12 protein-coding genes are annotated in these 13,705 nt (G+C 68.4%); 5 read left to right on the top strand and 7 right to left on the bottom strand.

The features are described from left to right. The first annotated feature begins 20 nt into the window (after positions 1-20). Positions 21-374: a winged helix-turn-helix transcriptional regulator gene (locus ACZ50J_RS18785; RefSeq protein ID WP_464298678.1), complete on the top strand. Its 354-nt coding sequence runs from the start codon at positions 21-23 to the stop codon at positions 372-374. A gap of 3 nt (positions 375-377) precedes the next feature. Here the strand turns inward: ACZ50J_RS18785 and ACZ50J_RS18780 are convergent, their stop codons facing one another. The 3 genes from ACZ50J_RS18780 to ACZ50J_RS18770 are packed head-to-tail and all read right to left on the bottom strand — an operon-like array spanning position 378 to position 3,178. Then, entirely contained in the window at positions 378-1,403 is a 1,026-nt protein-coding gene (locus ACZ50J_RS18780; RefSeq protein ID WP_464298677.1) for a GNAT family N-acetyltransferase, read from the bottom strand. Beyond that, positions 1,400-1,813, bottom strand: coding sequence for a VOC family protein (locus ACZ50J_RS18775; protein ID WP_464298676.1), 414 nt, complete (start codon positions 1,811-1,813; stop codon positions 1,400-1,402). Before ACZ50J_RS18775 ends, ACZ50J_RS18780 begins: the two co-directional genes overlap by 4 nt. 60 nt (positions 1,814-1,873) lie before the next feature. Beyond that, on the bottom strand, positions 1,874-3,178 hold the full coding sequence (locus tag ACZ50J_RS18770; protein ID WP_464298675.1) for a CapA family protein: 1,305 nt from the start codon (positions 3,176-3,178) through the stop codon (positions 1,874-1,876). 94 nt (positions 3,179-3,272) lie between these two features. Between ACZ50J_RS18770 and ACZ50J_RS18765 the strand changes: the two genes are divergently transcribed. Continuing rightward, on the top strand, positions 3,273-3,698 hold the full coding sequence (locus ACZ50J_RS18765; RefSeq protein WP_464298674.1) for a hypothetical protein: 426 nt from the start codon (positions 3,273-3,275) through the stop codon (positions 3,696-3,698). A gap of 80 nt (positions 3,699-3,778) precedes the next feature. Here ACZ50J_RS18765 and katG read toward each other — a convergent pair whose 3' ends face one another. Beyond that, positions 3,779-5,974: a catalase/peroxidase HPI gene (gene katG, locus ACZ50J_RS18760; protein ID WP_464298673.1), complete on the bottom strand. Its 2,196-nt coding sequence runs from the start codon at positions 5,972-5,974 to the stop codon at positions 3,779-3,781. A gap of 1 nt (position 5,975) precedes the next feature. Next, positions 5,976-6,434 carry a Fur family transcriptional regulator gene (locus tag ACZ50J_RS18755; protein ID WP_464298672.1) on the bottom strand — a complete coding sequence of 153 codons (459 nt, stop codon included), beginning with the start codon at positions 6,432-6,434 and terminating at the stop codon, positions 5,976-5,978. 182 nt (positions 6,435-6,616) lie between these two features. Between ACZ50J_RS18755 and ACZ50J_RS18750 the strand changes: the two genes are divergently transcribed. Genes ACZ50J_RS18750 through ACZ50J_RS18740 form a run of 3 tightly spaced genes read left to right on the top strand, consistent with a single transcriptional unit; the run spans position 6,617 to position 10,712 of the window. Then, positions 6,617-9,265 carry an FtsX-like permease family protein gene (locus ACZ50J_RS18750; protein ID WP_464298671.1) on the top strand — a complete coding sequence of 883 codons (2,649 nt, stop codon included), beginning with the start codon at positions 6,617-6,619 and terminating at the stop codon, positions 9,263-9,265. Beyond that, entirely contained in the window at positions 9,262-10,119 is an 858-nt protein-coding gene (locus tag ACZ50J_RS18745; protein ID WP_464298670.1) for an ABC transporter ATP-binding protein, read from the top strand. The genes ACZ50J_RS18750 and ACZ50J_RS18745 overlap by 4 nt, the downstream gene beginning before the upstream one ends. After that, complete coding sequence (locus ACZ50J_RS18740; RefSeq protein ID WP_464298669.1) at positions 10,116-10,712, top strand: ABC transporter ATP-binding protein; 597 nt, start codon at positions 10,116-10,118, stop codon at positions 10,710-10,712. Before ACZ50J_RS18745 ends, ACZ50J_RS18740 begins: the two co-directional genes overlap by 4 nt. 158 nt (positions 10,713-10,870) lie before the next feature. On the opposite strand, the gene ACZ50J_RS18735 is transcribed toward ACZ50J_RS18740, so the two are convergent. Further along, positions 10,871-12,133 carry a cytochrome P450 gene (locus ACZ50J_RS18735; protein ID WP_464298668.1) on the bottom strand — a complete coding sequence of 421 codons (1,263 nt, stop codon included), beginning with the start codon at positions 12,131-12,133 and terminating at the stop codon, positions 10,871-10,873. 59 nt (positions 12,134-12,192) lie between these two features. Further along, complete coding sequence (locus tag ACZ50J_RS18730; RefSeq protein WP_464298667.1) at positions 12,193-13,665, bottom strand: bifunctional phosphatase PAP2/diacylglycerol kinase family protein; 1,473 nt, start codon at positions 13,663-13,665, stop codon at positions 12,193-12,195. Positions 13,666-13,705 lie beyond the last annotated feature (40 nt).

Raw genomic sequence — 13,705 nt, 5'->3', positions numbered from 1 at the left:
GGACACGAGGGGAATTGACCATGCGGGATTCGGTGCGCCGCGCGCTGGAGGTCTGCCCCATCGAGGTAGGGGTGGCGGTTGCCGGTGGCGACTGGAAGCTGACCGCGGTGTCCACGCTCGCGTCCGGGCCGCTGCGTTTCGGCGAGTTGCAGCGGGCGGTCGGCTCGGTCTCCGCCAAGACCCTGACTCGCCAGTTGCGTGCGCTGGAGGAGGACGGGGTCGTCATACGCACGGTCTATGCCGAGGTGCCACCACGGGTCACCTACGAGCTCACCGAAGCCGGTATGGCGCTCGCGGAGATCGCCGACCGGCTCGGCAGCTGGGGCACGAAGTATGTCGCGAACCCGACAGAACCCGGGCTTCCCTCGGACTGAACCTCAGTCGGCCGGCGCGCTAGTGAACTGGTGCGCGCACGTGCTGGCGACGCGCCGGTAGCCGACCTTCTCGTAGAGCCGCAATGCACCGGACGCGTTGGCCGCGTCGACACCGAGTCCGGCTGCCTGCATGCCGGATTCGTGGAATCGGCGCATGGATTCGGCCAACAGTGCGGCCGCGATGCCGCGCCCCCGGTGACTGCTCAGCACACCCAGTTGGTCGGTGTAGCCCTCGGTGTAACCCTGTGGTGCCCAGTCCTGCTCCCAGGCGAAGTTCATCGCCGCACCGATCACCCGGTCGGACGCGGCATCGATCGCGAGGACGGTCCACGCAGGACGGAAGCCGTGCGAGTCGATGCCCTCCTGCCACATCTCGTCGGTCGTGTCGACGTGGCCCCAGTGCTCCCGGAACGCCTCGTCCATCACCCGGTGCACCTCGGCGCTGCGCGCGACGTCCCACGCGGCAAGGCGGATGCCGTCGACCGACGGGACCTCGACCCGATCCTCGAGACGGCGTGACATCTCGAAGAAGTAGCGCTCCGTGGGCATGTCGTGCCGGGTCGCGAGATCGCGGACATCCGCCTGCTCGGTCGGCACGAACAGCCGCATCACGAGCGGACCGTAGCCCGCCCGGCGGGTGGCAGTGTCCCAGGCGAGACCGTGCGCGAGCTCCCACTGCAGGATCGCCCGGCCGATGCCCTCACCGCGGCGGTCCGGTCGGACGGCGCCGGCGAACCGGACCCCGCGGCGTACGGTGATCGACCGGTTGCACCCGGCCCACGCAGTGGCGACCACGTGGCCACCGCTGTCGCGCCCGACGAGTGTGTCCTCGTCGGGTACGGAGCGTGGTGAGTCCCAGAACTCCTCGAGGTCGGCGAGCGAGGTGCGCTCGGGGTTCTCGTCATACGTCTCGCACTCGGTGTAGAACTCGGCGATCGCCGGCAGGTCGTTCCGCCCGAACGGCTGCCACGAGATCCCCGGAAATTCGTCCAGTGCGGCGCGCGCGGCGGCTTCGGAGATCGGCGTCATGCGTTGTCCTCACTACGGATTCGCGCAGCCTCGTCCGACGTCAACAGGACGACGTTGCCGTCCGGGTCGTCGACCATGGCGGCATACGGGCCCTGGGTCTGCGTCGGTGCCATCCGTCCGTGATGGCCGGCAGCGGTGAGCTTCTGCCACATCGCGTCGACCTCGGCGTCGTCACCGGCGAAGAACTCCAGCATCTGTTGATAGCCACCGGTCGGTCTGCTCCAGCCGGGATCGTTGGCCGCCGCGAAGCCTTCGACGAGCACCAGGCTGACGCCGCTGGCCATCCGCAGGATCGACACCGGGCGGTCGTCGCGCGGGTCCGGCATCGCCACCCCCAGCGTGCGGTAGAACTCGACCGACTTCGCGACGTCGCGGACCTCGAGCACGACCATGCTCAATTGCATCTCCATGCGAGCATTCTCTGCCGGACGGGTGCACATCCGACACCGGTTTGTTGGTCGGTATGACGCTCAGGAGATCGGCGTCGCCGCGCAACTGTCGCCGCCGGACCGGATGACCGACGAAGTACGTTGCCACGACGCAGGATCGGACGCCTTCGACACCGGGCGTATGACGTAGCCGTTCGCGCGGTCCACGCGGGTCGGCTGGAAGCGCTCGGTAGAGGTGACTTTCCCGGCGGAGTTGCGGTGGAAGGTGACCAGCGCGATGACACCGTCCTGAACGGCGTCGGTGGACTTCCGGCCGCCATACGCGACGATGCCGGGCGTCTGGTCGGACAGCGCGTTGCCGAGGCTGTAGTTGACCATCCGCCCATGGATGCGCTGACACGGCTGGACGACGTGCGGGTGGTTGCCGATGATGTAGTCGACGGCACCGGACGACAGCAGCTCGCGCGCCATACGGTGCTGGTCGGCGGTGGGCTTCTGATCCTGCTCCTCGCCCCAATGCATCGACACCAGAACGAGATCCGCGCCACGGGCACGCGCGGCGCGCGCGTCGGCCTCGATCCCGGACACGCCGATGACGTCATACAGATTGCGCGCGGACCACGGCGCTTCCGGCGGGATGTGCGTGGTGTTCCCGACCGTGTTGTCGAGCGTGTAGGAGTAGGACAGCTGCGCGATCGTGAAGCCTTTCGCGCGATAGAACGCCGGCTGCCCGGGGTGCGTGGCATCGGCTCCCGGCCCCGCGGCCCGGAGCCCGAGCTGCGCCATGATGCGCCGGGTGTCGCGGACTCCGGCGAGGTGCTGGTCGAAGGTGTGGTTGTTCGCGGTGCTGCAGCCGTCGAATCCGGCGCGTCGCAGGCCGGTGCCGAACGCAGCCGGCGCGCCCATGACGAAGCCGTGGCTGAGGTTCGCGCCCGACGCGCCGAGCGGGGTCTCCAGTTGGCAGATCGCGACGTCGGCGCCGCGGATCGTGGGTGCCACCTGCGCGAACATCGGGTCGAAGTCCCAGCCGGATCCGCGACGTGCGGTCGAGAGTATGGCGGCGTGCGGGATCTCGTCGCCCGAGACGGCGACGGTCACCGAACCAGCAGGTTTCGGAGCGGCGTTCGAGCGGGACGGGCTGCTCGAAGCGGAGTGCGTGGCACTGTCCGTCGGGCCCGCAGGCGCACCCGTGGTCGTGCCGGATGTGTCGTCCGGTGTGCCGGACGACGTGCCGGACGACGTTCGCCCGACCGCGGTGGTCGTCGAGGTCGCACCCGTGTCATTGCCTGCTGAGGAGCCGCCGCCCGCCGAACACCCGGCGAGCAGCACGCCAGCGGTTGCCAGCAGGACAGCCCGGTGACCGACGCGGGAACGGTAGGGCCACATGCGGCGTGAGCGTAACTGACATCACAGCCGGATCTGCGGTAACTTCCCAGTAAGTACCCGCCAGTACGGTCGACCCCTTCGAGGAGTGCAACCCATGGGAAAGTTCGATTCACCGGTCAAGGCAGCCCCGGGCTCGGACCTCAACGCCAAGCAGGAGGGCCTGCTCTGGGCAGTGATCACGGTCGGCGCTTTCATCGTGCTGCTCTTCCTGGACTTCATCTTCCAGCCCGACACCTCGTCCCTGCCCGGGCCGACGTGGCTGACCGGCCCGGTGATCGGCTTCGTCGTCGGCATCCTGGCCTCGCTCGTGGTCAAGCCGCGCAGCTGGCAGGTCCAGTCGTGGATCGTGCCCGGTGTCGTCCTCGTGCTGGTGATCCTGTGCGAGTTCTTCCAGGGTGACGCGCAGTGGATCGGTCAGACGCTGGCCACCTTCTTCATCGGCTTCGGCGGCGGTGTGCTGTTCTTCCGCGCCGCGGAGAAGCAGCACGAGTACGACGTGGCGCAGCGCGCGGCCGAGTAACTGACGACAGTAGGCAGTTCAGGTATGACGAAGGCCCCGGCGGAAGTCCGCCGGGGCCCTCGTCATACCTGGGTGCTAGCTCACCGCTGCACGTCGAAGCGGTCGTTGTCCATGACCTTCGCCCACGCGGCGACGAAGTCGGTCACGAACTTCTCGGCGGCGTCGTCGGAGGCGTAGACCTCGGCGACGGCACGCAGCTCGGAGTTGGCGCTGAACGCCAGGTCCGCGCGGGTGCCGGTCCAGGTCTGGCCGTCCGGGCCGGTGCCGACGTAGGTGCCCTGCGTGTCGCCCGGCTTCCATTCGGTGGTGAGGTCGAGCAGATTGACGAAGAAGTCGTTCGTCAACTGGCCCTCGCGGTCGGTGAACACGCCGGCCTTGTTGTCGCCGGTGTTGGCCCCGAGCACGCGCAGTCCACCGATCAGCACCGTCGTCTCCGGCGCCGAGAGGTTCAGCAGGTTGGCGCGATCCACCAGGTGGTGCTCCAACGGTGCCTTCGGCTCGAAGTCGGTGTAGTTGCGGAACGGGTCGATGCGCGGCTCGAGGTAGTTCACCGAGTCGACGTCGGTCTGCTCCTGCGTCGCGTCACCGCGGCCCGGGGTGAACGGCACCTGGACGTCGTGCCCGGCGGCCTTCGCCGCCTGCTCGACGCCGACGTTGCCGGCCAGCACGATCGCGTCGGCCACGGAAACGCCTGTGGCAGCAGCGATCTGCTCCAGTTTCGCGACGACCGGACCGGTCACGGCCGGGTCGTTGACCGTCCAGCTCTTCTGCGGCTCGAGACGCAGGCGTGCACCATTCGCGCCACCTCGCTTGTCTGAGCCACGGAACGAGCCGGCGGCCGCCCAGGCGGTCTTGACCAGCTCCGACACCGAGAAGCCGGCGTCGGCGATCTGCTGCTTCGCCGCGGCGATGGCGTCGGCGCTCGGTGCCTCGGTCGCCGGGATCGGGTCCTGCCAGAGCAGTTCCTCGCTCGGGACCTCGGTGCCGTGGTAGCGGCTGACCGGGCCCATGTCGCGGTGGGTCAGCTTGAACCACGCACGCGCGAAGGCGTCGGCGAAGTAGTCCGGGTCGTCCAGGAAACGACGCGAGATCTTGTCGTACGCCGGGTCGAAACGCAGCGCCAAGTCGGACGTCAGCATGCGCGGCTCGCGCTTGCCGTCACCCTGCGACTCGGGCACCATGTCGGCGCCGCCGCCCTTGACCGGACGCCACTGCTTGGCACCGGCGGGCGACTCGAACTGCTCCCACTCGTAGCCGTAGAGGATGTGGAAGAACTCGTTGTCCCAGCGGGTGGGGTGGTAGGTCCAGGTGACCTCCAGACCCGAGCCGATGGCGTCGATGCCCTTGCCCGACTTGTACGACGACTTCCAGCCGATGCCGTTCTGCTCGTATGGCGCAGCCTCCGGCTCGGGGCCGACCTGCTCGGCATCGCCGGCGCCGTGGGTCTTGCCGAAGGTGTGACCACCGGCGATCAGGGCGACGGTCTCCTCGTCGTTCATCGCCATCCGGGCGAACGTCTCGCGGATGTCGCGTGCCGAGCTCAGCGGGTCACCGTTGCCCTCCGGGCCCTCCGGGTTGACGTAGATGAGGCCCATCTGCACCGCGGCCAGCGGGTTCTCGAGGTCACGCTCACCGGTGTAACGCTTGTCGTCGGCGAGCCACTCGATCTCCGAGCCCCAGTAGACGTCGTCGTCCGGCTCCCACGCGTCGACACGTCCGCCGGCGAAACCGAAGGTCTTGAAGCCCATGTTCTCGAGCGCGACGTTGCCCGCAAGGATCATCAGGTCGGCCCACGACAGCGACTTGCCGTACTTCTTCTTGACCGGCCAGAGCAGCCGGCGGGCGCGGTCCAGCAGGACGTTGTCGGGCCAGGAGCTCAGCGGCGCGAACCGCTGCTGACCGGTGCCGCCGCCACCGCGACCGTCCTGGACGCGGTAGGTGCCGGCGCTGTGCCACGCCATCCGGATCATGAACGGGCCGTAGTTGCCGAAGTCGGCCGGCCACCAGTCCTGCGAGGTGGTGATGATCTGCTCGATGTCCGACTTCACCGCGGCCAGGTCGAGTGCTTCGAACGCCGTGGCGTAGTCGAAGTCGTCACCGATCGGGTTCGCGACAGCGGGGTTCTTGGCGAGGATCTTCAGGTTGAGACGCTGCGGCCACCACTGCTGGTTGGCCTGACCCGAGGTGGGGCGCACCAGGTCATGCATGACCGGGCACTTGCCTTCGCTGCCGGAATCGTCGATCTCGGCGAGAGGCTGCTCTTCTGTGGTGCTCATGTCATCCTTTCGTTGCGGCGCTCTGCGCGCTCGCGAGTGAATCGTGTTGTGACACAGTGCAATCGGGACAGAAGCCCCAGTAAATGACCTCGGCCTCATCAACGATGAAGCCGTGGTTGTCCGATGGCTCGAGGCAAGGCGCCGAGCCGACTGCGCAGTCGACGTCGACGACCGTGCCGCACGATCGGCAGACCAGATGGTGATGGTTGTCGCCGCGGCGCAGCTCGTAGCGCGCCGGAGAGCCGGACGGACGGATGCGGCGCACCAGACCCGTCTCGGTGAAGGTGTTGAGGCAGTCGAAGATCGCCTGTCGCGACACGCTCGGCAACGCGTTGTGCACCGTCTCGGCCAGCAGCGCCGAGTCGGCGTGCGGGTTGTCACGCACGGCGTCGAGGACCGCGATCCGCGGGCGCGTCACGCGCAACCCCGCTTCGCGCAGCGTGGTTTCGAAGTCCGGCATGTTCCCCAGCCTACGCATTGTCTGGACTGAGTCAAGTAATCGTCGGAGGTAACGATTCGGGTCGGATTGGCCGGCGGAAGCCACCCCGCGCCGACCCGCATCGATAGCGTGCCGAAGGGGATGTGACGCCGTTGCGATCGCAACGGCGGCGGGGTGGAAGGGCTTTCAGTGGGTAGGACGGTATGACGCGGCTGGCAACGATCGCCCGCCGCCATCGGTTCGGGCACGCCGTTCTCTTCGCGGTCACGGTGTGCCTTCTCGTGGGGACGGCTGCGGTCGACCCGCTGTTGACCAGGTCGTTCAGTGATGCGCTGGTCAAGTTCCACACCGACCAACAGGGTGTGGTGGGGAAGCAGGTGGTGCTGGAGTCCAGTGGGGAGAGGGTCACCGCGATCCCGCTGCTGAAGGAGCGTGTCGACCCGCGCGTGACGGCGGTGACCGGATCGCCGACGGAATCGACCGCGGTCACGGCGAGTTCGGCGACCGCCGGTGTCCTCGTGCGCATCCAGTCCACGCACGATCAGTGCGCGCACGTACGGATCGTGGCCGGTCGCTGCCCTCGCGCACGCAATGAGGTGATGATCTCCAGCACCGCTGTCGCCGCTGGGGATTCGTCGAAACTGAAGGTCGGCGCTCGACTTCCCGTCGTCGGTTCCTACACCGGTGTTCCCTCGACCCACAATCCACGCAAGACGATGCGGCTCGTCGGCATCTTCCGCGCGCCTGTCGCGGATCGCTTCTGGGGCGGCGCCGCCGTGGGCGCCTTCATCACGCCACCGCAGCCGCCGGGGATCCCCGGGCCGTCGGAGTACTGGCTGACGACCGACGCCACCTTCGCCGGCGATGTGCCGACGGCGCCGCAGCCGCCGGACCGGGATGCTCCGGATTCGGTGAGTTGGAACGGAATCTCGCACTCCGTCTCCTATCCGGTCGACACCGACACACTGACGCCGGCGACCTTGTCCGCTGCTCGCCTGGGGTTGGCGGCCACCCAACGGCATCTGGCGGACAACGGTGACGTGACGGAGTCGCTGTCCTCGGTCTACGACGAGACCCGCGTCGACCTCAAGCAGGTCGGTCAGATCCTGCCCTTCCTGCTGGTGCAACTCGGTGTCGTCCTGCTCATCTTGCTGGTGCAGGTGACGTCATACTTCGCAACCGTCCGGCGGGGTGAGGCCGCGGTGTTGAAGATGCGCGGCAACGGGACCGCCGGCGTGATCCGACTGGGTGCCGAGGAATTCCTGCCCTCGGCCGTTCTCGGAGTCGTGGGTGGACTGCTCCTGGCGTATGTCGTGGACGGCCTCGTCCGACACCTCTGGCTGCCGGGAGGCGTTGGGATTGCCTGGAATTGGACGTCTCTCGTGCTCGCCCTGGCGGCTGCGGTCGTCGTCGCGGCAGTGTGGTTCCTCTGCTGGTGGGTGATGGTGCGCGAGCCGATCAGCACGCTGTTGCGGTCGCGTCCCTCGCGGCATCGCGGTCTGCGGCTGTCGATGCCGGCGGCAGTGCTCGGCGCGTTGTGCCTCGTCGGTGTCGTGCTGACCGCGACGAAGAGTCTGACCGGTGCCCCGGTGCAGGTCACCCCGGTCCTGCTGGCCGGCTTCGTCGCGATAGTCGTCGGAACGGTCCTGGCACCAGTGGCCGGCTGGCTGGTGGGTCGCCTGCTCTCACGGCGTCGACCGGCCGGCGCGCTGGCCGTCGCCCAGCTCGGCCGCCGTGCAGGAGTCGTGACGGCGGTGACCACGCTGATCATCACCTCCGCGCTCCTGACGCTCAGCGTCAGCGTGTTCGCGCGGGGAGCCGACAACCGGGACGCCCGGACCGCCGCCGATCTCGGTGCGGCGGCGCTGGTCCACGTCACGCAAGGCCCCGCGACGCTGAGCGGCCAGGACCTGATCAAGGCGGTGAGCTCGGTCGACCCGCACCATCGGGAGTTCACGCCGGCGGTCGAGATCAACGCATCGACACCGCTCAGCAACGCGATCCTCGGCGTCATTCCGTCCGAGATGGAGCGTATTGGTGCCCGCACCGGGTTGCGTGAGCCGGTGCCGTGGGCGGCTTTGCGGACACCCAGTGGGTTCGCCGGGACCCCCAAAGCACTGGTCGCCACGTGGACGACGAAAACCGCTGTGGGGTCGTTGGATTCGGCGCCGACCATGGCGGATGTCGATGGTGACTTCCGGGTCGTCGGCAGCGCGCCATACATCCCGGGTGCGGACGAACGGACGATCGTCGTCGACCTCCGGTCGATGCTCCGGGTCGGTGAGCGGCAGGACAACGTGACCTACCAGGTGTTCTCCGCGACACAGGACCCGAAGCGCCTGGCCGAGCTCGACAAGACCCTCCGGAGGGTGGGCTTCGCGTCGACCGAGGTGGAGACCACCGACACGGTGCGTGCCGGGTATGGCGCGACGGCCACTGCCTGGGCGATGAACCTCAGCATCGTCGTGTCGCTGCTGGCGCTGCTCGCGGCTCTCACGAGCGTGGTGCTGGTGGCGGTGGCGTCCCGGCGCAATCGGGAGCGCGACCTGCGCGCCCTGCGGACCGGCGGCGTCCCGCCTGCAGTGCTGCGTCGTGCGACGGTGAGTGAGTTCGTGCTGCTGGCGTTGGTGGGCAGCGTGATCGGTGCGTTGACGGCACCGCTGGCCGCCTGGCTGACCGGCCCCACGATGTTGTGGTGGTCGACCGAGCCGGCTCAGCCGGTCACCCAGACAGGTTTCGTATGGCGGGTCGGTCTGTCGGCAGCCGGCGCGCTGATCGTGCTGCTGGTCGTCGTCGGTGCCGCGTTCGGGGTGCGGCTCGCGCGGGCCGCCGGCCGGGGGAGGGCAGCATGAGGATCACGGAAGAAGCCGGACCCATCGTCAGCGTCGAGGGTCTGGTGCAGATCTACAGCCTCGAAGGCCAGGACGTCGCTGCGCTGTCCGGGGTGAACCTGTCGGTGCAACCGGGTGAGATCGTCGCGCTCGTCGGACCGTCCGGCGCCGGAAAGTCGACCCTGCTCACCGTGCTTGCCGGTCTGATGACGCCGAGCGCGGGCCGGGTCCGGCTGGCCGGCCACGAGCTCAGCGCGAAGAACCCGGGCCGACTCGATCAGGCACGCGGGGCCGATTTCGCGGTGCTGCTGCAGGACGTCTCCCGGAACCTCCTGCCCTACCTGTCGGCGCGCCAGAACGTCGAGCTCGGCTGGCCGGACGAGCTGCGATCCGGCATCGACCCCGATGAAGCATTGGACATCGTCGGACTCGCGCCGGAGCTGAGACCGCAGTCGGTGCAGTCGCTTTCGGCTGCTGCGAGGCAACTCACCGCGATCGCGGCGACCATCGTCACCAAGCCGAAGGTGCTGCTCGCCGACGAGCCGACCAGCAGTCTCGCCGGTGCGGAGGTGCGTGCGGTCACGGACGCCATACTCCGGGCGAACGAGGAACTCGGCACGACCGTCATCGCGGTGACACATGACCTGGACGTGGCCACCGCGCTGCACGCGCGGGTCATCACCATCCGTGACGGCCGCATTCGGATGGACGCCCGAGACGGCAGCACGCATGTGATGGTGCGGGACGACGGCAGCATCCCGTTGCCGGACGACATGCTCGGCCGGTTCCCGATGGGTACCCCGGTGACCATCCAACCGGGTGAGGACGCCGACACCTTCGTCGTGCGTCGGGCGACAGGTGGTGAGCAGGCATGATCCGACTCCGCGAAGTGACCGCCGAATCAACTGACGGGACAGTCATCTTCGACCGGCTCAGCCTGCATGTCGATGATGGTGAGGTGCTGGTGGTCACCGGGCACGCCGGCAGCGGGAAGTCGGCGCTCGTCGACGTATGCCGTGGCGAGTTGTTCCCGACGTCCGGAGACGTCGAGATCGAGCCGACCGGACAGTGCGCCGTGGTGACGCAGGACTACGGATTGTGCGAGTCCTTGACGGTCGAGGAGAACATCCTGCTGCCGATGATCGCCCGCGGGGTGGATCATGCGCGTGCAGCTGAGCGCACCGCAGATGCGTTGCAGCGCCTCGGTATCGACGCGATCGGCGACCACCTGGTCGACGAGATCTCCGGCGGCCAACGTCAGCGGGTCGCCGTCGCCCGGGCGCTCGCCGACGTGCCCGGGGTGATCGTCGCCGATGAGCCCACCGCCGCGTTGGACGCCGAGAACCGGGCGATCGTGCTGGCGGAGTTGCGTCGTGCGGCCGACAACGGAGCATCGGTGCTCATCACCACCAACGACACCCAGTTGGCGAAGGATTCGGGCAACTCGATCGTCCTGGGCGTCCGCTGACACGTTGGTCGAGACCCAGTACCTCGCTGGTCGAGTGGCGGGGGAGCGCAGCGGACATGCTGGTCGAGTGCCGGGGGAGCGCAGCGGACACGTTGGTCGAGTGCCGGGGGAGCGCAGCGGAGGAGGTGTATCGAGACCGCGGTCCGGACACGGCCCACTCAACTCGCTCGTATCGGCAGATGCAGCGGCCCGCGGATCAGCGTCGTGCGTCGCATGGTGACCGGACCGGCCCGGCGAATGTCGGGTAGGCGAATCGCCAGCTGTTCCAGCGCGATCGTCGCCTCGAGTCGGGCCAGGGGTGCACCCAGGCAGTAGTGGATCCCGCTCGAGAACGCCAGATGTTCGGAGCCGTGCGACCGGGTGATGTCGAAGCGATCCGGATCGGTGAACACCTCCGGGTCACGACCGGTGCCGCCGAGCAACAGCAGTACCCACTGATCCTTGCGGACTCGCACACCAGCAATCTCCTGGTCCTGGAAGGAGATTCGCTCGGTGCGCTGCACGGGAGGGTTCCAGCGCAGCGTCTCCTCGATCGCCTGCGCGGCCAGTTCCGGATGCTCGGTCAGCAACTGCCACTGATCGGGGTGATCCTGCAGCGCGAGCAGGGCGTTGCCGAGCAGGTTGACGGTCGTCTCGAAGCCTGCGACCAGGAGCAGTATGCACATCGACATGAGTTCGTCGGGTCGCACCTGCTCGCCACGCTCGGTCGCCAACACACTGGTCAGGTCGTCCTGCGGGTCGGCCGCTCGAAGTTCCAGGAGGCGCTCGAACATGCTCCCGAGAGCTGCGGCCGCTTGCATGAGTTCACGCGCGTGCCGCAGCGAATGTATGCCGTCCAGGGAGCCGCCGAGCGCTGCGCCGTACCGGGCGAACGCGGTGGTGTCGATGCCGGCGTTCTCGTCGATGCCGAACATCCGGGTGATGACGGCGATCGGCAGCGGCGCCGCGAACGCCGACACGAAGTCGGTGACCTCGCCTTTGCGCAGATCTCCCATGAATTGCGAGACGAGCTGCTCTATGCGGGAACGGTATTCGCGCACCATCCGCGGGCTGAACGCCGGAGCGGCGACCCGTCGCAGGCGGCTGTGGTCGGGCTCGTTGCGATCCAGGAACGACAGGTCGAAGGTGCTCTCCGTGGCGGGCGCCGCACCGTTCGGGCGGACGCCGAACGTACGGCTGGTCAGCACCGACCGGGTCACGCCGTGGTCGACGGTCGCCAGGTTGCCGAGCCGGGTGGGGATCAGCGGCCCGCGCGGGCGCAACTCGGCATACACCGCATAGGGATCGTTACGGCCCTCGCTGAGGTGCAGCCGCGCGAACGGGTCGCGATGCACTCTGCCGTGGTAGGCGGTCGACAGTTTCGAGCGGTAGAGCTCCCGACTGAACGCCACGGCGGCCCGAGTGTCCTGAACGATGCTCATGGAGTCCATCGTGCGCCACGTGCGCGACGGAGCACAGGGCCATGGCGTCCTGGAGCTGCTCAGTAGGCGCCGTCGTGCCGGTACACCGTCAACGCCCGTCGGTCGACGCGGAGGTCCAGCACGTCCGCCTCCTCGCCGAGCTCGCCGTCACGCGCGATCCGCACCGGACCGTCCCGCAGCACCTCGATCGTCAAGGATGGCGCGTGGATCTCGTGATAGCGCCCATGCCGGCCGAGCTGACCGGTCAGCAGGCCGGCGAGGATGATCATCGTCGCCGCCAGCCCGGATGCGTCTAGGGTGCGCAGATCGAGCAGACCGTCATCCATGCGCTCGCGGAAGCTCGGTGCGAAGCCGTGCGGCTGGTACTCCCCGTTGCCCAGGAAGAGCAGGTCGACCTCGGTGGTGCGGTCGTCGACGCGGATGGTGATCGGCTTCGAACGCAACAGCGTTCGGGCTCCGGCATACAGGGCGGCCAGTGGTTTGCCGATGCGCTTCTCGTTCCGCTCGCGGATCGCGACGAAGTCGGTGTAGGCACCGATGCTGGCGGTGTTGAGGAAGAGTTCGTCGTTGAGATAGGCGAGGTCGACCTTGGCGGCGGTGCCCGCCTTGACCGCGGAGATCGCGGCACGCAACGGGTAGGTCCAGGCGTCCTTCGCGAAGTGATTGAACGTGCCCGCCGGGAAGACCGCCAGTGGCACGTCTGCGTCCCGCGCGGCAGCAGCCGCCGAGCGAACGGTCCCGTCCCCACCGGCGACCCCGAGAACCTGCGCGCGAGAGGCGGATTCGTGCATCACGGCCTCGACGTCGGCATGCTCCTCCAACTCGACGACCTCTACGTCGGGCAGTTCGGCACGGACCTTGTCCAGCACGCGTTTGCCCTCGCCGCTGTGCGACGCGGGGTTGACCACCAGTACGACGCCCGCACCGGTCGGCTTCGCCTCCAGTTGTATGGCGTCAGGGCGGCGTATGGCGGACGGTGGCTCCGCGGGCGGCACGATCCGGCCGCCGAGTCCGGCGACCGCTGTCCCGAGCAGCCAGCCGACCGCAACGTCCGACGGATAGTGCGCTCCGGTGGAGATCCTCGAGAAGCCGACGAGGCCGGCCAGGGCGCGCAACGGCACCGACAGCGTCGGCATCTCCAGGCCGACCGCGGTCGCGAACGCGGCCGCACTGGCCGCGTGACCGCTCGGGAAACTGGCCGACGTCGGCAGACGACGCGACAAGCGCGCCGCCGGAACTGAACCGATGGACGGCCGGGGGCGCCGATTGGTCCGCTTGGCAACCTGATTCGCGATCAGGCTGGTCGCCGCGATCGAGACGACACCACGCAGCGCAGCACGTTTGGCGCGTCGGTCACGGCTCACGCCCAACGCGCCCGCGACGCCGAACCACAGCACGGAGTGGTCGGCCGCATTGGTGAGGCGCGGCATGACGGCGTCGAGCACCGGACTCCGAGTGGCGGCGATGCCGTCGAAGATCGAGACGTCGAGATTGTCGATGTCCTTGATGATGCGCTGGAGCCGGTCGATCACGGGGACTGTCCTGTCGCAGTGCGGATGGGGTGCCTGCCAT

It is taken from the genome of Flexivirga sp. G2 (assembly GCF_055397625.1).
The sequence above is the reverse complement of the archived record's forward strand: the minus strand, read 5'-3'. Positions and strand labels throughout refer to the sequence as shown.